A 26,421-nucleotide genomic window follows, 5' to 3' on the forward strand; every position below is an offset into this window, starting at 1 on the left:
AAATTTAATTAACCCTGCGGTATAATTAATTTTATCGACATACTTGAAGGGATTGTGATGAATATGAAGCAAGTTAACAAGCCAAAGGGCAAGAAGTGGAACAGGATACTCCTATGGACTCTATCAATTTTGGCCGTTGTTATCATAGCAGCTTATTTCCTACTGGACTCACTTACGTACAAACCGCTTAGTGAAGCAAAGGCCGTATTCCAAAGTAATACGGAGAAGATAACGATCACACAGCTTAAGAACGGATATCGTTTCGAACCTGCGGATGGAGGGGCGATCGAGCCGAACATTATTTTTTATCCAGGCGGCTTGGTGGAACCGGAGAGTTATGCGCCTTTTGCCAAAAGAATGGCGGAGAAGGGGCACCGCGTATATATTGCTTCCATGCCCTTGAATCTCGCTGTATTCGGTCAGAATAAGGCAGATGCCTTTATATCGGAGCATCCGGACAATCGATATGTTATTGGCGGCCATTCCTTGGGAGGTGTTTTTGCTGCGAGATATGCTTCTGAACACGCGGAGCGCATTGATGGTGTATATTTCATGGCTTCCTACGCTGATGATGGGGGCGATCTAAATGGGCTAAACATGTCCGCACTGCAGTTGAGCGGTACGCAGGATGGCGTTCTGGATCGGACGAAATGGGAAGCGGCAAAAGAGAATATGCCGAAAGCTACCACCTATGTGGATATTACAGGAGGTAATCATGGGCAATTCGGTTCCTACGGTTTTCAAAAAGGAGACCACCAGGCTTCCATTACAGAGGCTGAGCAGTTGAACGAAGTGATTGAGGCGATGGACCTTTGGATTCAGAATTTAGAGTAGTACCGACGGTTGTAACTAAATTGTAACCCGAGTGAAACTTCTACGTATAAAGGTTATAAACATGGCTTCATGTTTAACACTTAAAGAAGTTGAGGGATTCCATCATATGAATGTAGCGTATACAGATCATGCCGATACGGGATATCGGCGGGCTGAAGAGAAGGCAGCCCAGTATTTTGCATCACTTTATGTACAGGTTAAGGAAAAGAGTTATATACCTATCCTGACAGAAGACATTCTATTATGGAGACGCAAGCATATTCGTCGTTTTGCATGGCGATCTTTTTTTTCGCTTGAAAAAAGAAAACCGGATACTCGGGATTACCATAAATATATCGGATGGCTCCATCATACTGGCGAGTTGGATCAATACTTGGACCGAAGCATTTCTTATATATATATGCGAGATCTGGGGATGGCCCTTGACTCACCGGATACAAAAAGAAGAATTCTGCAGGTTGTGGAGGATACCAAAAAACTGCTGCTTCACTCCGTGAGCAAAGATGGGGGAAACAAGGCGCCGGATTTTATAAGTCTGGCCGGATTGTATCGGTGGGCCCAGAAAGAAGGAATAGAAACGGCCGTCATCTGGGTCATTAACAAGCTGAAGCATGTGGCGGATCATATTCCCGAGGAGATGGATGCAGAGCAAGCCCAGCGAAAACTGATCAAAATCATAGTGGGTGTTGTCATGCATGTCATTGAGGATCTGGGGGCGGAGGCATCCCCGGCTGAAAGATCGGCTCGTCTGGAAGATGCCATCCGGCTGGGCTATTCTTATGGGTTAACCTATCCCTTCATAGACGATCTTCTTGATTCCGGAGTATTGAACGTTCAAGAGAAGGAGCAATACTCGCAAATGATACGGCATGCACTGCTCACCGGAACTGTGCCGGAAGTTGGTCAGTGGAACGGAAAAAACATGGAGCTCGTTCATTATGTGCATCAGGAACTCACGGATGCGTTCGAGTATATTAAAGGCCGACAGAGGCCGGAAACGCAGCAAACTTTTTTCGAGCAGTCCAACGTGTTTTTCCATTCCCAGCATGTAGATCGGACCAAGGATCTCGCAAATCCACATTACACAAATGAAGAATTATATATGCCGATCATTCTGAAGTCAGCATCCTCCCGCTTGATTGTCCGTTCTGTCATAAGCGCATCAGCGGACGAAGACTTCGAGGAGCGAATCTTCGCTTATGGAATTTACAATCAGCTGGCCGATGATTTTGCCGATATGTTTCAGGATATGGGAGATGGAGCAGTAACGCCCTACACCTATTATTTGAAATATCGGGACCAGCGGACTGATCTCATTAATCCTTATGAATTGTACTGGGCTGTGATCTCGCATCTAATCCATAATGTCTACGACTCGGACGCCAAGACGCGAGAGCTGTTGCTTGACCGGGCCATCAATGGCTTAAAGCGTTGCAAACAGCGGGTCGGAGCTGAAAATTATAATGAAATTATGAGGATTTTTGCATCCGGGAATCCGGAATTTAATGAACTTATCCAGCAAATGGTCCGTAAAGCGGATCAGGTGGATTTTTTGGATAAATTGCTGCGGGATCAGATGGTTGCCATGCTGAGAAACGAGCGGAAAGAGAAGGATTATTTTATCGATACCTTTAAATCCGTGCGGGAAGAAATCAATCATAACTTGCAAATTGACAAGGCCCATGACATACCACCGATGAAAGCCACACTGATCGATGCGGCCAACTATACGCTTGAAGGAGACGGCAAGCGACTAAGACCCATCTTAACCTGGGTTATGGCGGTGAAGGAATATGGACTGCAAGCTTCGGCAGTTATACCGCTGCTGAGGTCATTGGAATACATGCATACCGCATCCTTGATCTTCGATGATTTACCGACCCAGGATAACGCCTCCGTCCGAAGAGGGCGGCCTACCTTGCACCGGGTTCATGACAGTGCCACGGCAGAAATTACGGGTTTGTACCTGATTCAGAAAGCCATTGAAGAACAGTCTTCACTCAAAGGATTCGATCCGGAAACGGTTCTGAAACTGATACAGTATTCGTCCTCGCGGGCGGGAGACATGTGTGCCGGTCAGGCGATGGATTTGAATTCCAAGGGGAAGCTATTGTCTTTGGAGGAGCTGAATACGGTCTGTTATTACAAGACGGGTATCGCATTTGAGGCTTCTCTCGTGATGCCGGCCATTCTGGCTCAGGTGAATGAAACCGAAATCGCCATCTTGAAGAAGTTTGCCTATCATGCGGGCATTGCTTTCCAGATTCAGGATGACCTGCTGGATGTGCAAGGGGATATGGAGCAGCTGGGGAAACCCGGCGGACAGGATGCGGAGAACAACACATCGACCTTCGTGACAATTTTGGGGCAGGAAGGTGCCAGCCGGGAGATGTGGGAGCATTATTGCCTGGCGATGGAAGCGCTGCGGGAGCTGCCGCGTCACACGGCATTTCTCGAACACTTACTCAATTACATGGTAAACCGAGACCGTTAGGTTCGCTCCTTGCACGCCGTAAGAAAGCGTTGGCTAATCTGTAATATTAAAAACAAGTAATTGTATTGGTATGAGTATTGTCCCAAACGACTATCTACAAATGAGTTTTGATTTTCAAAATGTCGATTTAGTTGTGCCAATCGACTATGAATTAAGGCTTGTGAACTGAACCCCGAATAGTGGACACTTTAAAAAAGTGAGCCTATTCGGGGTTCAGTTCAGAGTCGCCTTTAAGTTGCTTTATTATAAATTTATTCAATTTCTAAAGTGAATCTAAAACTATTATCAATTGGAACAAAACTATCTTCGTTGTTATCAATATTCCATTGCTTCCAATATATTGTAAGAGCCAATAAAAATTTGGTTGTATCCGCATACCCTCCAAGTGTATACGCTAAAGTTAATTCTTCATCTTTTTTCACTTCTAAATTATATGGGGGATACTTAACTAAAAGTAAATCCTTTCCTTCATTTTTTAAATCTTGATTAATGACTAATTCTTTCTTGTATTAGTAGTGTTTCAGCATTGTCCGTTATTCTTTTACACGGGCCGTTAATGCCTCTAATCGCGTCATTATTTGTATTTATGGCTTCTATGGGCATGACATCGACATCCACTTTCTTACCGGCTTCATCACATTAGTGATCGTTGTTGGAATAAAGGATCGTTCATTTACCAGGATTAAAAATCCTATTAAGCAAAAGGCTCCATGGTGGGTGTGGTTAGGGGGAATTCTTGGGGGAATCTTTGTTGTAAACTTTTTGATATAGGCAAGGTAACATTTTAGGGACACCGTAAGTATTTCATTCTCTAAACGCTATCCTTTATTTGTGGAGCTTCAATCTACTGAAGAGCTATGGTGATAACTTTTTTACAGCACAACACATTGACAAATTACAATATGTTAGTGTATTATGTCTCTATGGAGCAAATTGAAGTATTTAAAGCATTATCAAATGAGGCTCGTTTGCAAATTTTAGAATGGTTAAAGAATCCGGCAGTATATTTCTCTCCCCAAGAAGGGATTGATCTTGAAGAAATTGGGGTCTGTGTAAGTCAAATCACGGAGAAATTAGGTATGAATCAGTCGACAGCCTCTCAGTACCTTGCAATATTACAACGAGCTGGTCTAATTACAGCTACTCGCATTGGTAAATGGACTTATTACAGAAGAAACGAAGATGCAATTAATCAAGTAGGGTTATTTTTGAAAAAAGACTGAATCCAGGTTTCAAATCTGTTTTCAGTATTTTTTTCGGATGAAATATTTACAATTTGCGATATGACAATATAATTCTATAAATTAGAAAGGAGTACAAATAATGAGTAATGAAAAAACAAAATTTGGTGCTGCAATTGGAGGTCTTGGTTGGAATCATATAGCAACATCCTCTTTTATTTACACTTTATATATTGATATATTTTAATATATTAATGTGTTAGAATGCATATTATTATTTTGTTTCATATCATCAATTCGTAATATGTTGATTCATTATGTGTACTTTTGTGATTTCTGCTTTATTGACTAACTACATTCATGTACGGAGGATAAGAAAAATGGATAAATTTGCTTCACATACAGGCTATTCAAACATGTTTAAAGAGAAGGAACTTACTCTCGGGTTGTATTTCCCTTTAGAGTCTTATGAGGGAAGTATCGCGGAGATGGATTTGGAACATCAAATGAACTTGGCAAAAAAAGCAGAAGAAGCACGCTTTGCTTCATTATTCGTTAGAGATGTGCCGTTAAATGTCCCAAGTTTTGGAGATGCAGGACAGCTATACGATCCATGGGTTTTTCTTGGTTACTTGGCTGCCCATACAAAACAGATTTCATTGGGTACCGGAAGTATTGTCACAACGCTACGCCATCCGCTGCACGTGGCAAAAGCAGCAGCTTCTGTTGATCGAATTTCTGGGAAACGACTTGTTCTTGGAATTGCTACGGGTGATCGCCCTAGCGAGTTTTCAGCGTTTTCAGTAGACCGAGAACAACGGAGTAATTTATTTCGAGAATCTTTGCATGTCATGAGAAAAGTGTGGAATGAAGAATTTCCGGAAATTCATTCACCAAGTCTGAACCTTCAGGGTGGCGATTTGTTACCCAAACCGGAATTGAAAGATATTCCAATTTTGGTAACGGGTCATTCGACGCAGACGCCAAAATGGATAGCAGAAAACAGTGATGGCTGGTTTTATTACCCACGAAATATAAATAATCAAGCAGCGCTTATTAAAGAATGGCGTACATTAACAAATATCTTTAAGCCTTTTAGTCAGTCTTTATATATAGATTTATCAGAGAACCCGAATGAAGGTCCCACTCCTATACACTTAGGATTCAGAACTGGACGTCAATTTTTAATTGACTACCTCAATGCTTTAAAAGAAATCGGTGTAAACCATCTTGCATTCAACTTGAAATATGGTCAGCGGCCGGTTGAAGAGGTAATCCAAGAATTAGGGGAGGAAGTGGTTCCACTCTTCCCGGCATTATCCAATAAAGAAGTATAAAGTTTTTCTGTTAGTTACGAGAAATGGCTTAAATCAGCGAGCGTCACGAGAAAAAGGCTACGAGGATCAACTGGACATTATATGTGTATTTAACAGAAAACACATATAATGTCCAGTTTCAATTTAATGTTAGAGTGAGACAAAACTTTCTGATTCAATCAATATTTATAGCTGATCCACTTTTTGTATTTAATATTAACTGAAAAAGGAGTGTTTTTTTTGGTGCAAAAGATGTTCTTAAATGGCATTTTGATTTACTTACGTAGTTATCAGGAAGAAAAAACAAATGGATTGTATAAAATTTCAGTTGATTTTAACGTAACAAGTGAAGAATATCATGACATTTCGACTTTGCTCTATAGCGGAACATTTGACGTTGAGATTCCCGAGAGAGACTTAACATTTAGGGGAACCATTTATGAGTATTCTACTTCCCTTACTAATTTGTACGTAAAGGACCAAGTCGGACAATATAAATTGACTTTGATGGAAGTAGGTCATGAAGCAAAGGGCTGAGTTGTAATGAGATTAAGTATATTAGATCAATCCCCCATATCTTCAAATCAAACAGCTAATGATGCATTGATTGAATCAATGAAGTTAGCGCAAGCTGGAGAAGCACTAGGATATACAAGATATTGGATTGCCGAACACCATGATTTACCTGGACTTGCCTGCTCTGCACCTGAAGTGATGTTAAGTTATATCGGGGCTAACACGAATCAAATTCGAATTGGCTCTGGGGCTGTTTTGTTACCTCATTATCGACCCTATAAAGTTGCAGAAGTATTTAATATGTTAGCTACTCTATTTCCGTATCGGATTGACATAGGGATAGGACGAGCGCCGGGTGGATCAGCTGAAGCGACGAACGCTTTATCTGACAACTTTTTGCAAAAAGTTTGGGAGTTACCTGCGTTAGTGAAAGAATTACTCCATTTTTTAGAGGATGATTTTTCAGCAGATCACGAGTATTCGAAGATTTCCGCGTCTCCCATACCTGAAAATTCGCCTGTGCCTTGGCTTCTTGGTACAAGTGAAAAAAGTGCGCTACTTGCAGCAAGAAATGGCATGCCGTATACTTTTGGTCATTTTATGAGCGACAATGATGGGATAGCTATCATCCAGGCATATAGGGATGCTTTTAGACCAAGAAAGGAAGCACAGGCTCCACAAGTCATCGTAACTGTTTCAGCCATTTGTGGAGAAACTACGGAACAAGCAGAAGAAATTGCAGAAAGCTTTCTCATCTGGTCTTTGCAAGGGGAGGGACATCAAGGTGTTCCCTCGATTAAAGAAGCTAAGCAATACAAGATAACTGAAAAAGAAAAGGATTCGTTAAACAAAATGAGACAGAACATGATCATCGGCAATCCTCATGAGGTGAAACGGAAATTAATGGAGTTACAAACTGATTATCAAGCAGACGAAATCATGATCAACACAATTACGTACTCTCCGAAAGATCGGATTCAATCATATAAACTAATTGCAAAAGAGATATTTTCGAAAGAAAACCTTTGAATAGGGGTAGTTAAAAATCTGTTTTAAGAAAGAAAAAATTATGCGAGTAGCCTTGAATGCAGTTACTTCTAACCTAGGGGGAACGGCAAACCATAGCAAAACATATCTGACAAAAGCAGATCAGTACCCTATGCAAAAAGAATTTATAGAGATTGTAACAGGGTTATGGGATACCTATGAGGATGATGCGTTTATACGGAATAAAAAGCGTGTGGTGTTTTTCGATCCTGAAAAAATGCATACGATAAATTATAGAGGCGAGTATTTCTCGGTGGATGGTCCGTTGAATATAAATCGTTCAATCCAAGGTAGACCGCCAATTTTCAGTAGCAGGTACGTCTGCTAATTCAATGAATAGTGCTGCTAAATATGCGGATGTTATGCTGGCACCACGCCTTGATTTTGGACCTAGTCAGGATCCTTCTCTTGCTTTGAATTATTATTTTGAATATACTCTGAATTTTAGTAAAGATGTTAAAAGAAGAGTAGCCTTAGAAGAATGTTCACCAGAAGATTTTTTCATCGCGTCAATACAAAGACCGATTGTTGGCAGAACAGAAAAAGAAGCAGAAGAGATGTTCCAAGAATTACAAAGTTTAATGCCTTTCTACAAAATACCAAAACCTTTATTTTTCGGTTCAGCCGAGAAAGTAGCTGATCAAATTCAGGAGTGGTATGAAGCAGGGGCGATGGATATCTTAATCGTAAGCCAGGAACATCCTTCGGGTTTAGAGAATTTTATTGACTTAGTTGTTCCAATTTTACTTTCCGTACAGAATACGAATCAAATACGTTACGAGGAAACTTGGGATTACCCTTCCCAGAAAATAGATACGCAAAAAGGTATTAGGAAATATTAAAATGATTAGTCGATTCTCAAAACGTGGGAATCGACTTTTTTGTCTTAAAAGAAGCTTATAGACTATAAAGTTTCGTGTGGTGTCATAAGTAAAGATTGGTAATGGATTATCCTTAGAAATTCAGGAATGAGCAACACCATTACGAAATTATCCAACTTTTTTTAAAACGAAACTAATATCTGCTGATAAAGAATCCATTTTGATCAATCTTTTTTCAAACGGGATTCTTTATATTTATTGTAAAATGCTGGTTTGTGGGTTTTTTTTGATCAAACTTTATTTCAAAGAAACATTATGAATAATTATTTTGTCAAAAAAATCTATTACTTTATTCAACTAAACTGCGCCGTTGAAGAATACATAACTTAACATCTCGCTTATACTATACTGACATTTCATAAAGACCCCAATTTATATCTTTAATCACAAATAAAAGCTGAACTAACGCAAAAATTAGTTCAGCTTAAAAAAAACTTGTTATAATGTTGCACATTGTATAAAGAATGCTGATGTATTAAGTGCATTACTTTAACTCTTGACTTTTAATAAAAATTCATGCCAACGTTTTTTTGCCGTTCCGGTTTAGTAGAGGTGAATTTGGAGTAGCTGGATGCCCAGTATATGTCATATAATTCTTGTGACAATATATTGGGACGTGATTCCTTGCGAGACTAATTAATATTATGCCACGTCTCACATTCAGAATGATGGAGGGATAAGATGAACGAACAAGCACTAAAGAATCTCAACGACATGCAGGCAAGTCCGATCAAGAACAAAGTGGGCAGTATTTTCATCCCAGTCCGGGACATTGAGACATCGCGCAGCTGGTACTGCCGCATGCTTGGAATATCCGAAGACAAATGTCCTATTTTGAATGGTCATCTATGTCCTCTACCTATGGAGGGAGCAGGCGTAATTCTAGATACGATGCCGAAGTGGGGAGGAAATGAGCCGGGGGGTGCACCGTCTATCGATACGCCTGCGTTCATGCTGCTAACAGCAGACCTGGAAGGGTCCTTAGCCTACATAAAGAAGCTCGGCGTGGAACTGGTTACGGAAATTGAGCATGATCATTGGTTCGTCGTGAAGGACCCAGATGGCAATAAACTCATGATTTGCCGTGAATAAGCGTGAGTACTCTGTGATCAGTCCTGCTTGCCTGGACGAATGACGCGGAGGGATTTACCGAATGGACCATGTATAAACAATTTCAAATCGTCGTGAGCAAGCAGTCCTGTTGAGGGCTGCTTGCTTGTTTATAAGGAACGCTCGCTGACGAGTCAGGAGCCGGTCTGGTATAATCATGGTAAAAATATGGAGGGAATGGAGTCATGCAACCCGTTCTTTTTACAAATGGTGTTGTCTTTTCACCTGACAGCGCGTCAACAGCGGATTCGATATATGTGGAAGATGGGATCATTCGTGCCATCGGGAGTGCAGCCGAGCTTCGGCACCAGCTGGCTGGCAAACCGTATCGAACGGTGGATTGGGATGGCGCCTTCATACTACCAGGCCTGGTCGATGCCCATGTGCATCTTGGTATGCATGGACTAAAACTTGGAATGCTGGATTTCACCGAAGCTGCTTCCAAGGAAGAGATGCTGTTCATGCTTCGGGAACGTGCTGCTATTACGCCGCCCGGGGAGTGGATCATGGGGTTGAACTGGAATGAGAATAATTTCTCAGATCATATGATTCCGAGTATGCAGGAGCTGGACGCCATTACATCGGATCATCCTGTTTATCTGACAAGGACTTGTTTCCATGCTTTCCTTGGCAACTCGGAAGCATTCCGAAGAGCGGGAATAACAGAGGACAGTCCGGATCCGGAGGCTGGCGCTTATGGCCGAGGCGGTGACGGGTGTTTGAATGGCTGCATCTATGAGAATGCTTCGGTGCCTTTTACCAAGGTACAGCCTGAGCCTGACATGTCCATGATCAAATTGGCCATGCGAGAGGCATGTCGGGATGCGCTTCGACTTGGTCTTACGGCGGCTCATACGGAGGATTTGCGATTGTTTCGCAGTGTTGAAGCGATGCAGCGTGTGCATAGAGAATTGCGGGAGGAAGGGCTGCCCTTTCGTACCCATCAACTGATGTATCATGAGTATCTGGATGAAATGGAAGTGCTTGGCGTCAAGGCTGGCAGCGGCCATGAATGGGACCGGATCGGGGCCGTTAAATTGTTCGTGGATGGGTCGGTCGGAGGCAGAACTGCATTGCTAAAGGAGCCCTACAGTGATGCTAAGCATACCCATGGAATGGCCATGCATACGCGTGAGGAGCTAGAAGAGATCGTGGGCAAGGCCCGCAGACAGGGGTTCCCCGTAGCTTTCCATGCCATCGGAGACGGCGCGGCCGCGTTGATGACGGATGTGCTTGAAAAACTGCCATTAAGCATGGATGCACGACTACCGGACCGCTTCATTCATGCCCAAATTGTACAACCGGATACGGTGGAGCGAATGAGCAAACTGAATCTGGCCGTTGACCTGCAGCCCAGATTCGTAGCCAGTGATTTCCCTTGGGTACTGAACCGTGTCGGTCCGGATCGGACAAGCTACTTATATGCATGGAAGAAATGGTTACAAACGGGTCTCCCATGTGCAGGCGGAAGTGATGCACCGATCGAGCCGCTGAACCCGCTGCTCGGCATTCATGCAGCTATGGCTCGATGCAGACCGGGTGAGGATCATAAGGGATATTTGCCGGAGGAGAAGCTTAGCCTTACGGAAGCCATCGGGTTATTCACGCTCGGCAGTGCTCGGGCAGCTGGAGAAGCAGCACAGCGTGGCAGCATTGAGCTTGGCAAATATGCCGATTTTACAGTGCTGGATCGCAGACTGCACGACGGGATGGATCCGGATGAACTGCTGAAGACGAAGGTTAGAATGACCATCGTTAACGGGGAAATCGGTTATTCCGAGTAAGTCTTAGGTATACATCGAAATAGTGGATGTGTCAGAGAAATTTCATAAATAAGGTTTACCATCGATATAGTTTTATATATAATAATCGTAATCATAACAAATGCGATGAAGAGACGAGTAAATAAACGAATTCTTGTACAGAGAGCTCCGGCAGCTGAAAAGGGGCAAAGCGTTCTTTATTGAATAAAGACTCAGAGCAGCACATGGAACCCTCGATTCGAGGAGGATGGTGTGCCAGGAGCTCCTGTTATAGAGCTAGAGTATCTGCATGACATACGATGCCGTACTCGATGAGGCGAATATGGTGACATATTGGCAAATTTAGGGTGGTACCACGAGTATAACAATCTCGTCCCTGAGACTACAGGTCTTGGGGGTGGGATTTTTTTGTTATATCATAAGAAATACGGGTGTTCAGGGTAGAAAACCTACACCAATCCGGTCAGGTTGAATAGTTATCTAGAAAGAACTTATTTGCTTATTCATTGCATGCACTTGTCCGTACGGTAGATGAGATTCGATGTATGGAGAACATGACGCCATTATTGAAAGGATATGAGAAACGTATGTCACAAAAACTAAAAGCGGGCATTGTCGGGGGAACGGGTATGGTTGGTCAGCGCTTTATACAGCTGCTGGATGGCCATCCATGGTTTGAAGTTACTTCTATTGCAGCGAGCAGCAATTCAGCTGGCAAAACCTATGAAGAATCAGTGCAAGGCCGATGGAAGCTGGACACGCCGATCCCTGAACACGTGAAGAGCATTATTGTTCAGGATGCTGCTCAAGTGGAGCAAGTGGCAGCCGACGTGGACTTTGTATTTTGCGCTGTCGACATGAAGAAGAATGAGATTCAAGCATTGGAAGAAGCCTATGCCAAGACCGGAACGCCGGTTATCTCCAATAACTCTGCTCATCGCTGGACAGCTGACGTTCCTATGGTCATCCCTGAGATTAATCCCGGGCATATCGATGTCATTGCAGCGCAGCGTAAACGTCTTGGAACTTCTACAGGCTTTATTGCAGTTAAGCCAAATTGCTCTATTCAGAGCTATGTACCGGCGCTTCATGCTTTGCTGGATTATAAACCTACCAATGTAGTGGCATCCACGTACCAAGCGATTTCGGGAGCCGGTAAGAACTTCACCGACTGGCCGGAGATGCTGGATAACGTTATTCCGTATATCGGCGGTGAGGAAGAGAAGAGCGAGCAGGAACCACTTCGCATTTGGGGCAGCGTGGTAGATGGTGAGATCGTCAAAGCGGCGTCTCCGATCATTACGACGCAGTGTATTCGAGTTCCTGTAGCTGACGGCCATTTAGCGACCGTATTTGCATCATTTGAGAACAAACCGCCGAAGGATGAAATCCTCGATCGCTGGCTGAAGTTTAAAGGAAGACCACAAGAGCTGGAACTTCCAAGCGCGCCAAAACAATTCATTACGTATTTTGAAGAAGAGAACCGTCCTCAGACCAAGCTGGATCGCGACATTGAACGCGGTATGGGCGTATCGGTAGGCCGACTCCGTGAAGACTCAATCTATGATTATAAATTCGTAGGTCTTTCACATAATACACTGCGCGGTGCAGCGGGTGGTGCTGTACTGATCGCTGAACTGTTGAAAGCGGATGGATATATTGTAGCTAAATAATGTACTCATGATGATCAAAAGGCGACTGCTTGGTGCGGTCGTCTTTTTCTTGGTGTTTGTTCATGATTCATTCATTGACGGATTTCATGGTTATCGTTTATAGTGAACTTTGCGCTTCAACGCCCAAAAGCAAAAAAGCACAAAAGTAGAAAAGCGCGAATTGACACTCAATAACTCGGGATAGGGAGGAGTGCCTGTCCAACCATAAGCAAGGAGTTCGATCATCATGGAACGACATCTTAGTTTCTCAAAAAGCATCATGCTTATTGTATTTATTCTGGTTATTCTGTTTATATCCATCTTTCTGCTCAAATCCGAGCCGCATATCCCGCTTCTGGTTGCGACAGTGGGTACAGCAGTGTTGCTGCGCTTATTCGGATTCTCCTGGAAGCAGCTCGAATCTGCCATCATTCAAGGTATTCAAACGGCGATTATGCCGATTCTGATTCTTTCGCTCATCGGTATTCTCATTGCGGTATGGATGATGAGCGGTACTGTCCCGACCATTCTCTATTATGGCATGGATTATATCGAACCTCATTATTTTGCCGTGAGTGCGTTATATGTTACCATCGTAGTCTCCATGTTCACCGGCAGTTCCTTCACAACCGTCAGCACCGTGGGTGTAGCGCTCATGGGAATTGCCGTAACGACTGGGATTTCGCCAACACTGGCAGCAGGCGCTGTCATTTGCGGGGCATGTTTCGGTGATAAAATGTCGCCGCTATCCGACACGACCAACTTTGCTCCTGCTGTAGCTGGTGTATCTTTATTCACCCATATCGGCCATATGGTCTATACTACGGTGCCAGCTCTGGTCGTGACAACGGTATTCTTCTTGCTCGCACCCATGGCCAGTACGATGGATTTATCATCACTGCATCTAATTAAGACCGCGCTTAATGAAGGGTTTCATATCCATTGGCTAACTCTGATATCGCCACTAGCCGTGATTATATGCTCAATTAAGCGAATCCCGATTCTCCCGACACTGATCACCGGGATCGTTACTGGTCTCATCGTAACTGCGTTGGTTCAGCATCATACAGCTGTTGAAGTCTGGTTTAGCGTGATGCAGAACGGTTATAAAAGCCCGATTGCCAACGAAACCGTTGCATCAATTGTCAACCGCGGCGGCTTGCAATCGATGATGGGGTCCGTTTCCCTCATTCTGATTGCTTTGGCGTTAGGAGGGCTGCTTCAACATTGCGGCGTCATTGAGGCTTTCTTCCGTAGAGTCATGCAGCCGCTGAAGCGGAAGAGCAGCATCGTTATGATGACAGGCGCATCCTCGATGGCGGTTAACGGCATGACGGGCGAGCAATATTTATCGATTCTATTGCCTGGACAAATGTTCAGGGACGAATACACCCGCAGGGAGATTCCCGCAAAGACGTTGTCACGTACTTTGGAGGATTGCGGCACACTGGTGAACCCCTTAATTCCATGGGGGGTTAGTGGGGCTTTCTTCGCGGCAGCGCTTGGAGTGCCGGTCATTGAATATGTTCCCTATGCCATCTTTTTATGGGTGAGTCCGCTCTTTACTTTTGCCTACGCTTTGATTCCACGATTACAGCGGAACTCGCTAGGCGGGAAGAGTTAAGGTTAATTGATAATCATATATGATAAATTTAGGCTTTGTCTCCCGGGTTTAGGGAGACAAGGCTTTTTTATATGCTATGATGAGATCAATTTTAATAACGAAAAGTGAAATGCTGGTTTATAGAAAAGCTTCTGCTTGGAGGTTAAAAAATGAATCATACGAATGAGAATGAGCCCATTGCCAGGGAGTTAATGGAGCAACATGTTAGGGCAATGTTTAGGCATGATGATGATATGCGGATACGCACAATCAATGAGCCTTGGCCAGGCGAGAAGCCTGCACCCCGGTTTTTCTTAGGTCGAACGATCGACGGTTCTGTTGTTTGGAGGATTCGTCATGATGTTCCTGAGAGGCTTGCAGGGCAATTGAAGGCATTGGTTGAGAATGAGCCAATCATTCTCAGTAACATCCAGACGAAGCCCAAACATTACGCTGATTATATGAGTCTTCTTCAAGCTGATCACAGCACAAGTGGTCCTTGTTACCTGATCTCTAGGCAAACCAAGCCGACAAAACAGACGGTATCGATCATCAGTGACAATATAGCCGAGCTTTCGCTCTCCGGCTTTGAATGGCTGATCAAAGAAATAGATTATGACCAGCCGTGTGTTGGGCTATTACATGGGAATAGGGTTGCATCGGTTTGTCGCAGCGTCAGGATTACCCCTGATGCACACGAGGCCGGGTTGGAGACGTTAGATGAGTTCCGTGGAAGAGGCTATGCAGCTGCGGTTGTTGCCGGATGGGCAGCTGAGGTATATAAGAAGGGAGCGCTTCCGTTATACAGTACTTCATGGGAGAATACCTCTTCTCAGAGAGTGGCGAGTAAATTGGAGTTATCCTGTTACGGAGTTAACTTCACGATTTGGTAACCATACTAAGCCTAGAGGGTTGTATTTCTCGGTTAAGGAAAGAAATCCAAATAGATTATTCGATATTTTAACGGGGACTAGCCGTCTATCTCGACCTATTGTTTCTTATTAATAAAATCAGTTATCCTGCTCTGAAGCTGGTCATGCTGGTCAAAATGGTTGTACATGCGATAGGCCACCGTCTGGGCATTTCCGAAGAAGAATCTTTCAAATTGGGTTTGCCGGCCGCCGAACGAGCTTGCACCAAGCTCCCAAGAAAGCCTGAATAATGCGAGGCGTTCCCGAGCCTCCGTTGTTGTTCCTTTTAAATACTGGTTAAGGTAGGGTCCAGAATCAGAGTGAAGGTCCAATTCGGAAGGAATCATGATTAAGCCGCTGGAGCCTAGCAACTGGATCATTTCTACCATTTCAGTATAAAACTTGGAAAAGAGCAGGCTCGATGCGAAAAGTGGACTGGCGGCAGGAACGAAATACCCGAATTTATCCTCGCTGGCGCCTTGCTCGGAAGCCAATCTTAGCGCTTTGAAGGTTTCGAGAAAGGTAATGATTTTGGATACATTCATGATCATATGGGGTTCGAGCCCCACGTTCTGTTCATCTGCCAACGACTCGAGTAAACCGAGCATGAATTCGGTTTTTACGATAAAACGTATGGTCATTTGATGGGCGATGTGTGTATGAAAGTGACTCTCACTGAATAATCGTCCGGCATAAGCCTCGTCCCCATAATAAAATACCCGTTCGTGAGGGACAAGCACGCGGTCGAAGATAACAAGTGTATCCATCTCTTCATATCTGGCACTCAGGGGATAATCATAGGTGGATGAAGCGCCATAGCTTTCACGGCATATAAAAGTCATCCCTGGTAAATCGTTGGGGACTGCAAAAGCAAAGGCATAAGGATTTACGTCGCGGCACATGGTTGGAGCAGGTGTCGGAAATACCAGGATTTCTTCGCAAGTGGCACCTTGTGTTGCCATCATGAAAGCCCCGCTTACAATCATTCCCTCATCGTTAATTTCTATGACCTTGGCTGCTATAGAGTCTTCTTCAGTATCCTGTTGAGCGGATAATTTGCAAGAATAAGGCTGAATGAAAGCGTGAGATAATGTAATATCATGATCACGACAGTATTTATAATAGTTCCTCAGATTTTCCGCATATTTGGGATTATGCTCCTCGAGGATATCGGCCGCTGTATAGAGCGACATAATAGCTGTATTCATATAATCCGGAGCACGCCCTAAAAAGCCGTGGTGTCTGTTAGACCAGAGCTCCATCATCGTTCTGCGTTTCTGCAAATCCTCAACATTCCTCGGTGGCAGAAAAGACAGGCCGACTCTTTCTCCAGTATCGGGTGAAAGATATGTCATCTGTTCTATATACCGCGCATCGCACTGCATGTCGTATAGATCCGCCTGTGTTTGAATGAGGCCTCGGAAGGCAGGATGCTCGGATAATGGTCCTTCAATGCGTGAACCTTTATACCATATGTCGATATTCTGCTGATCAATCTGTTCGATATACTGCTTCCCCGATTTTATAGCCACGTATTCGTCACCTCATTTGCAGAATCGTATGCATTAATGAACATGTCTACTGCTGTTAATGTACGTCATTAGTCCATACGGAGTGCGTTGTCCGCCTGGAGCTTTGGGAAATATGCGAATGTACCCGAGAGGCTTAGATAAGGAGAGGGATACAAACAAGAAGAAACGAGCCTAAACAGGCCCGTTTCTTGATATGCGATGATTAGGATTGTCCCAAGTACTCCTCAAGCGTCAGATGTCGTTTCGATATTTCTCCTGCGATATACACGCCTACATAACGAACATGCCAAGGCTCATAAGAATAACCGGTTACTTTCTCTTGGTTTTTTCCATAACGAATGATGAATCCATATTTCGGTGCATTGGCTTTTAGCCATTTACCTTCCTTGGTATTGCCAAAGCTTTGTTCGAGCGCATAACCTACGGAAGCACTGGATATATCCATAGTCAGTCCGGTCTGATGCTCGCTTTGCCCTGGATGAGCGCTTGTCTTGTTGGCGACAGCTTCTCCTTTAATATTGGCGTTGCGCTGAAATATGGCTTTTTGGGTTGCATAGGAGCGATAACCCGACACGGCCCTCAAATCGATGCCGTCCTTCTTGGCGGCGGCGAACAGTTTTTCCAGCGCATTCGCTGCTATTTTTCTCATCTGCTTCTTGGGACTCGACCCCGAGAAGCTAAATGGTATATTAGGCACGACCAAGTCTTGTGGAATATAATTCGCTGGAAGATTCCTTTGCTTGTTGACCAGAACCACTGTGCTCGATAGATTAGTGACGGTATGGATTCCATGGATCGTCTTCAGCGTTCGCTTCGCTGCATTATCCTCCAAGAACTTGGAAAATGATATACTGGAAGCAGATGCTGCTTCTACATTGTTAATACCGTTGGTGGTGCTTAGAAAACCGGATAAGGCCAGGGTTGTAACAACGGAGCCTATGATGACCTTGGGTATGATGGTTTTAGCGATTTTAGTATGCACTTGATGTCCCTCCTTGTCAGCTATCTACGAGTATATAAGAGAGTTATATCGGTAGAATGTCTGACTTGTTTCTGAATTGTAAACAAAATAGATTAGATCGAATCTAATCATAACCCCACAATAGCGAATATTGATATGAAATAGAAACATTTTTCAACAAAAGGAGACAACATAGATGGAAATACGCGATTATATCAAACAAGGGTTTGAAACCTATTACAACAAATATCGCCAAGTTACGGAGGATGGTTTCTGCAGGTGGATGCGCCCCGATGTCCCCGCCGAGATGAAGGTCGTTGACACAGGTGAAGAGTGGTCTATATGGAGGTTGGTTCCTTCCCAAGTAAGTGAAGATGATATCTATGCTATGGAAAAGGAATATGGTGTGACATTTCCCGAATGGTATAGAGCATTCATCTCTACGTACCATCACTACTTTGATGAGATACCGGAGCAGCCCGTGGACGCGCCGCTGGATAATGTGAGAGATATGTACAATCCCTTGTTGTGCCGGCGGGGTTATCTTCCTTTTACATGGGATTCTGAATACGGGAAAATATGGTGTATTGATGTGAGTGAAGATGCTGGCGAGGGAGGCGGAGCTATCTATGAGATCGAACACGAGATTTTGTTTGATTTGGATGAAGAACGGACGGATCGGGCCGAACTTAAAGAGTCGCTTGTATTGCTATACCCGGATTTTAAGGCGTATTTTGACGATACCTTCCTAAAGGGATGACGCGATTCATTTCATGATAAGGAGAGTTTCATATGCGAAATGAACAGCTGCAGGAAATTTTAAATGAATACGACATCCGGGAACCGGAGATTATCTTTATTCGGCATAATGAAAATCGAACCTATAAGGTAAAAAGCCATGATGGAAGTACATATCTGCTGCGCATTCATCAACCGGTAAAAGAAGGCATGGCTGGTCAGCAGCATACCTATGACGGTCTGCTGGGTGAACTGCAAATGCTGGAGCACTTGTCCAGCTGGGATCATCTGCTTGTCCAAAGGCCTGTGCGTAATCGGACAGGTGAGCTGATCACGATCATCGAACATGAGGGGAAGTGCTGGAACAGCTCCGTGCTTACCTGGCTGGAAGGAAGAGACTTGCAGAAGGGTGACTTAAACGACAAGGTATTGGTCGAGAAGCTGGGGGCTCGCATTGCTGAGCTGCACAAATTCTATAGCCGATACGAGCAGGAGGGCTTGGACAAGCGTCCGAGTCAGGGGATTGCCTACAATCTATATATGATTGAGGTTATAAAGCAAGGATTAGCGAAAGATTTGTTTGCTTCCTCCGATGTTTCCATAATTGAACAAACGATAACGTTGGTTAACTCGCGCCTTGTGGACAGTGGTAACATCGAGGCTTCGGGGCTTATCCACGGTGATTTAAGCTTGGGGAATATCATCATGACCTCGAATGGAGAACTGTGTTTTATCGATTTTGGTTTTTTCGGACCAGGATATAATTACACGGATGTTGCAATGGGGGCCATGATGGTTCCTTCGGAGCATCGGGATAAATTCCTGAAAGGGTATTATGGAAGTGACCATACAGGCAAAGAGAAGCTTGTAATGTTAGAAGGTTTCATGCTGCTGGCCATTATTGGCTATTATGTCTTTCAGATGGAGAATGAATCCGTTCATGCATGGATGCGTGAACGAATGCCGAAGCTGTGTGCCGATTACTGCATGCCTTATTTGGAAGGTGAACGCATATTTTATTCCGTTTAAATCCGGGGACAGGCAATACAGGAATTGATATCCGTGAAACTTAATTATAAGTATTCATTCCCTTGGTCAGCAGGCTGATCGGGTGATACCATATGAGATGTACAACATAAGGTTTAGAGGTGAACACCGTATGGAGGAAAGCAAACTTCTGCTGCAACAAAAAGCTCTCCAGGATGAGGCTTCTGAGGTAGCAGATGAACTACGACTTTACGAGTTATTAAGTCAAGCAGGCGAACCAGTGCGTGTCGGCAGTTCAGCCCTCGGGTTGATGGTATGGAGAGACCTGGACATGACGGTAAAATGTTCTCGGATGAATCATTCATTAGTAGTACAAATCGCATCAGAACTCATGCTCCATGTCGGTGTACGGGAGCTGAAGTTCATTAATGATACTGGAGTTTATAATACAGATCCCGCTTATCCTGATGGATTGTATATTGGCCTGAAGTATAAATCTAAGCGCGGGAAGGATTGGTCCTTGGACATTTGGTTCGTAGACGAACCGGAGAGACAACCTGACTTGAACCATATCATAACGATGCCTGAACGGCTGACTCAGGAGCGCCGGGAAGCTATACTGAGAATCAAAAATCGCTGGGCAAGCCGTGAAGAATATGGCAAGACTGTGCGAAGCTTCGATATTTATACAGCGGTTCTTGAAGAAAACGTAAGTACGGTGGAACAGTTTCAGGCTTGGCTGAATCAAAGGTCCATGAATAAACAATAAAGCCCATGATTTAATAATAGGAGATTTGCATATGGATATTATCAAGCACAACCAAGACAATTGGGAGCTTAAAGTAAAACAGCAAAATCAGTGGACTGTTCCTGTAAGCAGCGAAGAAATCCAGAACGCGAGAATGGGCGAATGGTCTATTATCGTCACCTCAACCAAGCCAGTGCCCAAAGAATGGTTTCCTGAACTAAGTGGGAAGAATGTGCTCTGCCTAGCTTCTGGTGGAGGGCAGCAAGGACCTGTTTTGGCCGCTGCGGGAGCAAGTGTAACCGTGTTGGATCTGTCCGATTCTCAATTGGAGCAGGATCGTTACGTAGCCAAACGGGATGGATTGTCCATTCGGACGGTTCTCGGTTCAATGACGGATTTAAGCATGTTTGATTCTGAGAGTTTTGATTTGTTGGTTCATCCCGTATCTAACCTTTATGTGCCTCATATTCAGCCGGTCTGGCAGGAGGCATATCGCGTATTGAAGCATGGTGGCATTATGATAAGTGGTTTTATGAACCCGGTTTTTTATTTATTCGACTGGGAACTGGAAGAACAGGGTACGCTTCAAGTGAAGCATACTCTTCCATATTCGGAACTGGATTATGCCTCGGAAGAAGAGATCGTTAAAAGCGGGGTAGCATTGGAATTCGGACATACGTTGGAGCAGCAAATTGGAGGTCAGATCCAGTCCGGATTTATGATTGCCGGGTTATACGAGGATTCCTTCGGAGGCAAGAAATTGTTGGATCGTTATGCGAACAGTTTTATTGCGACAAGGGCCATAAAGCCATAACATCATGTTGATTTCCAGAGTTTAACAGAAGAGTCATCCTTACGGATGGCTTTTCTTTTTTAAGTATATGTAAAACTTAAGCAAATCCTATTTTTTAAATATTATCCATATGGTTTAGCCTGTGATAGCATAATCGTATATCTGGGAAGAGTAGAGAGGAAGGATAGATATGAATTCAGCCTATTGGTTAACAAATGCCCGATTAGAGAGTGGTTATGAAGTTCAAGATGGTGTGATTACGGGAACAAAGACGGAGATTCGCCATTTATTCATAGAGGATGGAAAAATCGCGAGAATCGTAGATTCGAATACAATCATAACAGATGAGTGGCCTCAGCAAGATGCGAAGGGTTTATTGCTTCTACCATCCTTTATTGAGAAGCACTGTCATTTGGATAAAACTCTGCTTGGTGACCGATGGCGTTCCGTTACGCCGGTGTCCAGCATTTTCGAACGTTTGGATATCGAGAAAGCAACACTTCCTTCGCTGGGTACGTTGACGCAAGAGCGTGCGGAGCAGCTGCTTCAAATTTACTTGGAGTCAGGCGTAACCCATGTGCGTACGCATGTCGATATCTATCCGGAAGCCGGATTAGATAATTTAGAAGCGGTTCAGCAAGCATTACGCGCATTTGAAGGAAAGTTATCCTATGAGATCGTAGCTTTTCCGCAGCATGGTTTGCTGCGCTCTAAATCAGCAGAGTTAGTGAGACAAGCACTTCGCAGCGGAGCAGGCTTGGTTGGCGGGGTGGACCCGGCGACGGTGGATGGCGATATTGAAGCATCCTTGCAGCAGATGGTGGAGCTGGCAGTCGAAGCTAATGCGGGAATCGACCTGCATCTGCATGATGCCGGCCATCTGGGAACATTCACGATGAAGCGATTAGCTCAGTTGACTATTGAAGCTGGACTGCAAGGCAAGGTTGCGATCAGCCATGCATTTGGTCTTGGCGATATCACTGCATCTCAAGCAGAGCAAATGGGGGAGCTGCTCGCTGATGCCGGGGTTGCCATTATTACAAGCGTGCCTATTGACCGAAAGTTTCCGCCGGTTGGCTTACTGCACCAGCACGGTGTAGAGGTAGCAGTCGGGTGCGATAATATTTTTGATGTGTGGTCGCCATTCGGTAATGGGGACATACTGGAGCGCGTTAGCAGACTGGCGGAAGTATCCAAGTGGGTGGATGAACGTTCCTTAGCGCAAACACTTCAATATATTACCGGCGGTACTACTCCGTTAAACCATGACGGGGAACAGGTATGGCCGCAGATTGGTGATGTTGCGAGTATTGTATTCGTACAAGCTTCATGTTCGGCTGAAGCTGTTGCGAGAAGATCCCAACGCGTGGCGACGATGTTTCAGGGACAGATCGTTTCCGGTTCGTTATAGGCGACGTTCATGTCGATTAGAATCAAGCTATTGTTGTCCTTTACCGGCATGCTGGTTATCAGCTTGCTGGTCTTTGTCTTCACTGCATGTTTGTTCACCATTGCGACTACCGGCGACATTCATGGGGTGCGGGATTTTTATAAGGTACACTATCAGATTAACCCGCTTACAGAGCAGGAGGAGTCTATTTTCCTGGAATTAAAATATTTGGCCAAAAATGAACCTGATGAGCTCCAGGACAAGGAGCTGCTGACGGAATATGACTTTAAGCTGCGAACCGTAAGAGCGGGATTGTATGTCCGCAGGGAAAATGACCAGGTGTTTGAGTCTAATACGATGAACCAGCCTGAACTAGAAGCGAATCTGCCTCCATATGACCTGAACAACAATCAGATTCGCAATACCCTTAATATCGGGGAACGGTTCTATGCTTATGCCAAGTATGATTTCCGGTATACAGATGGAGCGAGGGGCAGCGTGTATGTTATTCGAGAGCGAAGTCCTTTCGGCGAAGTCACACGCAGACTGCTGCCTGTACTTGTCTTGAGTCTTGTTGGTATAGCAATTGTTGGAAATGTATTGTTATATCGCTGGATCACGCGCAGTGTGGTTAAACCGCTTAATACGCTTCGAAATTCGGCGGAACACATTAAGGAGGGCAATCTCCAATTTTCTCTGGATTTGCATTCCAGGGACGAGATCGGCCAGCTGAACGAGGCGTTTGAGGATATGCGAAAGCGTCTGTATGAATCGATTCAGCTGCGGCTCCGGGATGAAGAGAACCGGAAGGAGCTAATCTCCAATATCTCTCATGATTTGCGCACGCCAATAACGAACATTAAAGGATACATCGAGGGAATACGCGATGGCGTTGCGGATACGCCGGAGAAAATGAATAAATACGTGAACATCATATACACCAAAACCATGGATCTGGATAAGCTTGTGGACGAGTTGTTTCTATACTCCAAGCTGGATTTAAAGCAGGTACCGTTCCTGTTTGAGCATGTTGATATTATCGATTTTATAAACGATTGTATCGACGAACAGCGCTATGTGTTGGAGGAAAAAGGAATACGTCTCGAGTGGGAGGCACGTACCGGTCAGTCTGTCCAAGTCGTTGCTGATCTGGAAAAATTAAAGCGAGTATTGCTTAATATCATCGGTAATGCCCAAAACTTCATGGATAAGCAGCACAAAATCATACATGTTTCCGCAGTTCTTTCCCCTGAGTGGGTAACAGTTGAAATACGGGATAATGGCATGGGTATTGATCCCGAAGCAATCCCAAATATTTTTGAGAGGTTTTATCGTGCGGAGGCATCCCGTAATTCGACAATGGGCGGCAGCGGCCTCGGTCTTGCGATTGCGAGCCAGATCATTGAAGGACACGGGGGTCAAATCTGGGCTGAAAGCGAGCTTGGCGTCGGAACAAGCCTGTACTTTACCCTTAAACGAGCGACCAGGAAGGAGGCACGGTAACCCATGACCACACGCATTCTCATCATTGAAGATGAGACGACCATCGCCCAGTTGGAGCGCGATTATTTTGAGCTGAATGGTTTTATTGTTGATCTATGCCACACAGGCGATGAGGGTTTGAAACTTGCCTTAAACGACGACTATAGCCTTATTATTGTGGATTTGCAGCTTCCCGGGATGAATGGCTATGAGCTGTGCAGTCACATCAGGAAGAACAAGGAGGTACCGATCCTGATTGTATCCGCCAAGACTGAGGAGATTGATAAAATCCGTGCCTTTAATCTCGGTGCTGACGATTACATTACCAAGCCATTCAGCCCGAGCGAATTAGTTGCAAGAGCCAAAGCCCATTTGATGAGATATGTAAGGCTTCTGGGCAAGCAAAGTCCGAGTCCAAGCTCAGAAATTCATATCCGAGGCCTGGTCATCGACAAAACGGCGCGAAGGGTGTTCGTACGCAATCAGGAAGTCACGTTTACGACCCGGGAATTTAATTTGCTTGAATTTCTGGCGAGCCATCCGAACCGGGTGTTTAACAAAACCGAATTGTTTGAGCGGATTTGGGGTATGGATTCCAGCGGGGATATAGCAACCGTAACCGTCCATATCCGCAAGCTGCGCGAAAAAATGGAGCTGGACCCATCCAATCCGCAGTATATTGAAACGGTCTGGGGAGCAGGTTACCGCTTTTCGGTCTAAAAAATTTAGAAATTGTTAATAAAAGTTTTCGAAATGGTTAATCTGGGCTTTCTTCGGAGTTTAGGACTCTCTTCTATTATGGGGTTATGACGATTAACGTTCATATTTCATGATTATAGGGAGGCTTTACTGATGAAAAAACTTTCTAATAAACTGGCGGCCATGATGGTGGCGGCTGCCCTGGGAACGACGGCTTCACTTCCGCTTCATGTTCTGCAGGCTGAGGCGGCGTCAATCCCGCTGGCAGCGCAAGATATAGAACAAGCGACTCAAGTACTGTCTGAGCTTCGCGTGATGCAGGGTTACCAGGATGGCACGATGGGGATAACCAGTCCGATCACCCGGGCAGAACTGGCGAAAATGCTGGTGCTCGCGTTTGGACTTGAAAGCAAAGGGGAGACAGAGCCAAGCTTCACGGATGTAAATCCAAACGCGTGGTATGAGCCGTACGCAGCTGAGCTGGTGGCCCAAGACATCATGCAGGCGCCGGACGGTCGTTTCGATCCACGAGGAACAGTCTCCCATGCCGAACTGGTGCAAATGGTGTCCAAAGCTTTGAAACGAGATGTGAAGTCGGTGGATTACTGGGCACAACGTTTCTATTCCGTGGAAGGCCATACTACTCGTGGTCAAGCTGCATACTTGATCAGCGTTGCCCATGAGGCGATACCGTCAGAAAATGCTAAAATCACGAGTGTTCACTCACTGAATGCCATCACCTTAATCGTTACCTTCGATGCACCTTTGACCACGGACAATGAAGCGTTTGCCAAAGCAAAAGAAGACTTTAAATTTAATAATGGACTTGAACTTACCAATATGCCTCGCTTGAAGACGGGTTCAATTTCCACATACATCGTACCTACTGCCGTTCAAAAACCGGGTGCATCCTATACGCTTACCTATAAAGGTAAACCAGCAGGCACATTTACAGGTAAAAGCACAAAGCTGGACATGACCGAGGCTAGACAAGTCGCTCAGGATACGTTTGAGTTGGAAGCACTTAAAGAGAATGGGGTCGTTGATTACGGTTATGTGATTTCCGCTTACAGTGGAGGCCGTGGAGCCAATGCGTTCGTACTGGATGAGAATAACAGCGCTGATGGAAAAGTCTATCAGATTATTTCTTCTGGTCAAGCGAGGGAAGTTACGATTACGCCTGCAGGCGGACAACCTATCGTAGCCAAATATGTACCCTTCACCCAATCTACTGACGGCAAGCAAGAGCCGAAATTCCGATTGCCGGAAGGTCAAACCTTAACGCCAGGTGTAACCTACACAGTTACCTCGGATTGGGCACAAATTGCTAACCCATCTTTTGTAGCAGAAAGTTACGCACCGCTGAATATTATTGAAGCGGAGGCGATCAGTGACAGCTCTGTTGCCATAACATTATCTGAAGATCCTGGAGATGAGCTGTTCTCCGGTCGCAGCGTTGAATTGATAGATGCAGAAGGCGGCAAGCAGGTAGCCACATATAAGTATTCAAGCCGCAAAGGTGCCGTGGGCATATTCGATCTTACGCAGGAGGGGAAACTGAAGCCAGGAACAACCTATACGATTAAACCGATTGGCGAATGGGCAGTGGAAACTACAGCGGTACTGACCGTAAAATAATACACACCGAGAAAGAGAGTCATAAATACACCTAAGTAGGACGAGCTTAACAGCTCGTCCTATTCTTTTTAGTACGCCCAGCATGGGCGTCATCTATACGGTGAAAGTCCGGAATGGGGGCTGGCAAGCGCCTACCATAGCCAAG

Annotated in this window: 24 protein-coding genes and 1 other annotated feature; of the genes, 21 read left to right on the plus strand and 3 right to left on the minus strand. The window is 44.7% G+C overall.

Features of this window, described 5'->3' with window-relative positions; all coding sequences use genetic code 11:
- The first annotated feature begins 57 nt into the window (after window positions 1-57).
- Window positions 58-834 carry an alpha/beta fold hydrolase gene (locus AM231_RS07955; protein WP_341271602.1) on the plus strand — a complete coding sequence of 259 codons (777 nt, stop codon included), beginning with the start codon at window positions 58-60 and terminating at the stop codon, window positions 832-834.
- A gap of 106 nt (window positions 835-940) precedes the next feature.
- Window positions 941-3,328, plus strand: coding sequence for a polyprenyl synthetase family protein (locus AM231_RS07960; protein ID WP_054403564.1), 2,388 nt, complete (start codon window positions 941-943; stop codon window positions 3,326-3,328).
- A gap of 251 nt (window positions 3,329-3,579) precedes the next feature.
- Here AM231_RS07960 and AM231_RS29455 read toward each other — a convergent pair whose 3' ends face one another.
- Window positions 3,580-3,750 (minus strand): hypothetical protein, encoded by a 171-nt coding sequence (locus AM231_RS29455; protein ID WP_207383545.1) that lies wholly within the window; start codon window positions 3,748-3,750, stop codon window positions 3,580-3,582.
- 190 nt (window positions 3,751-3,940) lie between these two features.
- Between AM231_RS29455 and AM231_RS29855 the strand changes: the two genes are divergently transcribed.
- The 11 genes from AM231_RS29855 to aac(2')-IIb all read left to right on the plus strand — a co-directional run bounded on the left by AM231_RS29855 (window position 3,941) and on the right by aac(2')-IIb (window position 15,290).
- Window positions 3,941-4,099, plus strand: a complete 159-nt coding sequence (locus AM231_RS29855) for a DMT family transporter (protein ID WP_423212918.1) — start codon at window positions 3,941-3,943, stop codon at window positions 4,097-4,099.
- A gap of 152 nt (window positions 4,100-4,251) precedes the next feature.
- Entirely contained in the window at window positions 4,252-4,551 is a 300-nt protein-coding gene (locus AM231_RS07965; protein WP_054403565.1) for an ArsR/SmtB family transcription factor, read from the plus strand.
- 338 nt (window positions 4,552-4,889) lie between these two features.
- Window positions 4,890-5,846 carry an LLM class oxidoreductase gene (locus AM231_RS07970; protein WP_054402153.1) on the plus strand — a complete coding sequence of 319 codons (957 nt, stop codon included), beginning with the start codon at window positions 4,890-4,892 and terminating at the stop codon, window positions 5,844-5,846.
- Between the two features lie 219 nt (window positions 5,847-6,065).
- Window positions 6,066-6,362 (plus strand): DUF3219 family protein, encoded by a 297-nt coding sequence (locus AM231_RS07975; protein ID WP_054402154.1) that lies wholly within the window; start codon window positions 6,066-6,068, stop codon window positions 6,360-6,362.
- A 6-nt stretch (window positions 6,363-6,368) separates the two neighbouring features.
- The gene (locus tag AM231_RS07980) at window positions 6,369-7,370 is read left to right on the plus strand and encodes an LLM class flavin-dependent oxidoreductase (RefSeq protein WP_054402155.1); all 1,002 of its coding nucleotides are present in this window, start codon (window positions 6,369-6,371) and stop codon (window positions 7,368-7,370) included.
- Between the two features lie 350 nt (window positions 7,371-7,720).
- A complete protein-coding gene (locus AM231_RS29460) occupies window positions 7,721-8,230 on the plus strand; it encodes an LLM class oxidoreductase (protein ID WP_054402157.1) in 510 nt (169 codons plus the stop codon).
- Window positions 8,231-8,950: 720 nt separating this feature from the next.
- Window positions 8,951-9,361 carry a VOC family protein gene (locus AM231_RS07995; RefSeq protein ID WP_054402158.1) on the plus strand — a complete coding sequence of 137 codons (411 nt, stop codon included), beginning with the start codon at window positions 8,951-8,953 and terminating at the stop codon, window positions 9,359-9,361.
- Between the two features lie 203 nt (window positions 9,362-9,564).
- A complete protein-coding gene (locus AM231_RS08000; protein ID WP_054402159.1) occupies window positions 9,565-11,163 on the plus strand; it encodes an amidohydrolase in 1,599 nt (532 codons plus the stop codon).
- Window positions 11,164-11,259: 96 nt separating this feature from the next.
- Window positions 11,260-11,523 (plus strand) — a binding site (T-box leader).
- Between the two features lie 206 nt (window positions 11,524-11,729).
- Window positions 11,730-12,815 carry an aspartate-semialdehyde dehydrogenase gene (asd, locus tag AM231_RS08005; RefSeq protein ID WP_082341689.1) on the plus strand — a complete coding sequence of 362 codons (1,086 nt, stop codon included), beginning with the start codon at window positions 11,730-11,732 and terminating at the stop codon, window positions 12,813-12,815.
- Between the two features lie 226 nt (window positions 12,816-13,041).
- On the plus strand, window positions 13,042-14,418 hold the full coding sequence (gene nhaC / locus AM231_RS08010; RefSeq protein ID WP_054402160.1) for a Na+/H+ antiporter NhaC: 1,377 nt from the start codon (window positions 13,042-13,044) through the stop codon (window positions 14,416-14,418).
- A 149-nt stretch (window positions 14,419-14,567) separates the two neighbouring features.
- Window positions 14,568-15,290, plus strand: coding sequence for a kasugamycin N-acetyltransferase AAC(2')-IIb (gene aac(2')-IIb, locus AM231_RS08015; protein ID WP_054402161.1), 723 nt, complete (start codon window positions 14,568-14,570; stop codon window positions 15,288-15,290).
- Window positions 15,291-15,385: 95 nt separating this feature from the next.
- Here the strand turns inward: aac(2')-IIb and AM231_RS08020 are convergent, their stop codons facing one another.
- Together AM231_RS08020 and AM231_RS08025 are read right to left on the minus strand one after the other, a co-directional pair.
- On the minus strand, window positions 15,386-16,840 hold the full coding sequence (locus AM231_RS08020) for a 4-hydroxyphenylacetate 3-hydroxylase family protein (protein ID WP_054402162.1): 1,455 nt from the start codon (window positions 16,838-16,840) through the stop codon (window positions 15,386-15,388).
- 202 nt (window positions 16,841-17,042) lie between these two features.
- Complete coding sequence (locus AM231_RS08025) at window positions 17,043-17,822, minus strand: M15 family metallopeptidase (protein ID WP_054402163.1); 780 nt, start codon at window positions 17,820-17,822, stop codon at window positions 17,043-17,045.
- Between the two features lie 175 nt (window positions 17,823-17,997).
- On the opposite strand from AM231_RS08025, the gene AM231_RS08030 reads away from it, so the two are divergent.
- From AM231_RS08030 to AM231_RS08065, 8 genes are all read left to right on the plus strand, one after another.
- Window positions 17,998-18,561 (plus strand): SMI1/KNR4 family protein, encoded by a 564-nt coding sequence (locus AM231_RS08030; RefSeq protein WP_054402164.1) that lies wholly within the window; start codon window positions 17,998-18,000, stop codon window positions 18,559-18,561.
- A 32-nt stretch (window positions 18,562-18,593) separates the two neighbouring features.
- Window positions 18,594-19,568: a phosphotransferase enzyme family protein gene (locus AM231_RS08035; RefSeq protein WP_054402165.1), complete on the plus strand. Its 975-nt coding sequence runs from the start codon at window positions 18,594-18,596 to the stop codon at window positions 19,566-19,568.
- Between the two features lie 130 nt (window positions 19,569-19,698).
- Complete coding sequence (locus AM231_RS08040; protein ID WP_054402166.1) at window positions 19,699-20,295, plus strand: hypothetical protein; 597 nt, start codon at window positions 19,699-19,701, stop codon at window positions 20,293-20,295.
- Window positions 20,296-20,326: 31 nt separating this feature from the next.
- Window positions 20,327-21,088 (plus strand): class I SAM-dependent methyltransferase, encoded by a 762-nt coding sequence (locus tag AM231_RS08045; protein ID WP_054402167.1) that lies wholly within the window; start codon window positions 20,327-20,329, stop codon window positions 21,086-21,088.
- Window positions 21,089-21,257: 169 nt separating this feature from the next.
- Window positions 21,258-22,478 carry an amidohydrolase gene (locus AM231_RS08050; RefSeq protein WP_054402168.1) on the plus strand — a complete coding sequence of 407 codons (1,221 nt, stop codon included), beginning with the start codon at window positions 21,258-21,260 and terminating at the stop codon, window positions 22,476-22,478.
- 9 nt (window positions 22,479-22,487) lie between these two features.
- A complete protein-coding gene (locus tag AM231_RS08055) occupies window positions 22,488-23,960 on the plus strand; it encodes a sensor histidine kinase (protein ID WP_054402169.1) in 1,473 nt (490 codons plus the stop codon).
- 3 nt (window positions 23,961-23,963) lie between these two features.
- The gene (locus AM231_RS08060) at window positions 23,964-24,659 is read left to right on the plus strand and encodes a response regulator transcription factor (protein WP_054402170.1); all 696 of its coding nucleotides are present in this window, start codon (window positions 23,964-23,966) and stop codon (window positions 24,657-24,659) included.
- Between the two features lie 132 nt (window positions 24,660-24,791).
- Window positions 24,792-26,276: an S-layer homology domain-containing protein gene (locus tag AM231_RS08065; RefSeq protein WP_054402171.1), complete on the plus strand. Its 1,485-nt coding sequence runs from the start codon at window positions 24,792-24,794 to the stop codon at window positions 26,274-26,276.
- The last annotated feature ends 145 nt before the right edge of the window (window positions 26,277-26,421 follow it).

The sequence above is a fragment of the Paenibacillus solani genome, from assembly GCF_001277345.1.
GTDB classification, from domain to species: Bacteria; Bacillota; Bacilli; order Paenibacillales; family Paenibacillaceae; genus Paenibacillus_AQ; species Paenibacillus_AQ solani.

Coding starts and splice junctions, on each gene's coding strand:
- AM231_RS08000 (WP_054402159.1), top strand. CDS start 9,565: ATGCAACCCGTTCTTTTTACAAATGGTGTTGTCTTTTCACCTGACAGC.
- nhaC (WP_054402160.1), top strand. CDS start 13,042: ATGGAACGACATCTTAGTTTCTCAAAAAGCATCATGCTTATTGTATTT.
- AM231_RS08050 (WP_054402168.1), top strand. CDS start 21,258: ATGAATTCAGCCTATTGGTTAACAAATGCCCGATTAGAGAGTGGTTAT.
- AM231_RS29460 (WP_054402157.1), top strand. CDS start 7,721: ATGAATAGTGCTGCTAAATATGCGGATGTTATGCTGGCACCACGCCTT.
- AM231_RS08060 (WP_054402170.1), top strand. CDS start 23,964: ATGACCACACGCATTCTCATCATTGAAGATGAGACGACCATCGCCCAG.
- AM231_RS08030 (WP_054402164.1), top strand. CDS start 17,998: ATGGAAATACGCGATTATATCAAACAAGGGTTTGAAACCTATTACAAC.
- AM231_RS08065 (WP_054402171.1), top strand. CDS start 24,792: ATGAAAAAACTTTCTAATAAACTGGCGGCCATGATGGTGGCGGCTGCC.
- AM231_RS07970 (WP_054402153.1), top strand. CDS start 4,890: ATGGATAAATTTGCTTCACATACAGGCTATTCAAACATGTTTAAAGAG.
- AM231_RS07955 (WP_341271602.1), top strand. CDS start 58: ATGAATATGAAGCAAGTTAACAAGCCAAAGGGCAAGAAGTGGAACAGG.
- AM231_RS08045 (WP_054402167.1), top strand. CDS start 20,327: ATGGATATTATCAAGCACAACCAAGACAATTGGGAGCTTAAAGTAAAA.
- AM231_RS08055 (WP_054402169.1), top strand. CDS start 22,488: ATGTCGATTAGAATCAAGCTATTGTTGTCCTTTACCGGCATGCTGGTT.
- asd (WP_082341689.1), top strand. CDS start 11,730: ATGTCACAAAAACTAAAAGCGGGCATTGTCGGGGGAACGGGTATGGTT.
- AM231_RS08035 (WP_054402165.1), top strand. CDS start 18,594: ATGCGAAATGAACAGCTGCAGGAAATTTTAAATGAATACGACATCCGG.
- AM231_RS07980 (WP_054402155.1), top strand. CDS start 6,369: ATGAGATTAAGTATATTAGATCAATCCCCCATATCTTCAAATCAAACA.
- AM231_RS08040 (WP_054402166.1), top strand. CDS start 19,699: ATGGAGGAAAGCAAACTTCTGCTGCAACAAAAAGCTCTCCAGGATGAG.
- AM231_RS07995 (WP_054402158.1), top strand. CDS start 8,951: ATGAACGAACAAGCACTAAAGAATCTCAACGACATGCAGGCAAGTCCG.
- AM231_RS07960 (WP_054403564.1), top strand. CDS start 941: ATGAATGTAGCGTATACAGATCATGCCGATACGGGATATCGGCGGGCT.
- AM231_RS07965 (WP_054403565.1), top strand. CDS start 4,252: ATGGAGCAAATTGAAGTATTTAAAGCATTATCAAATGAGGCTCGTTTG.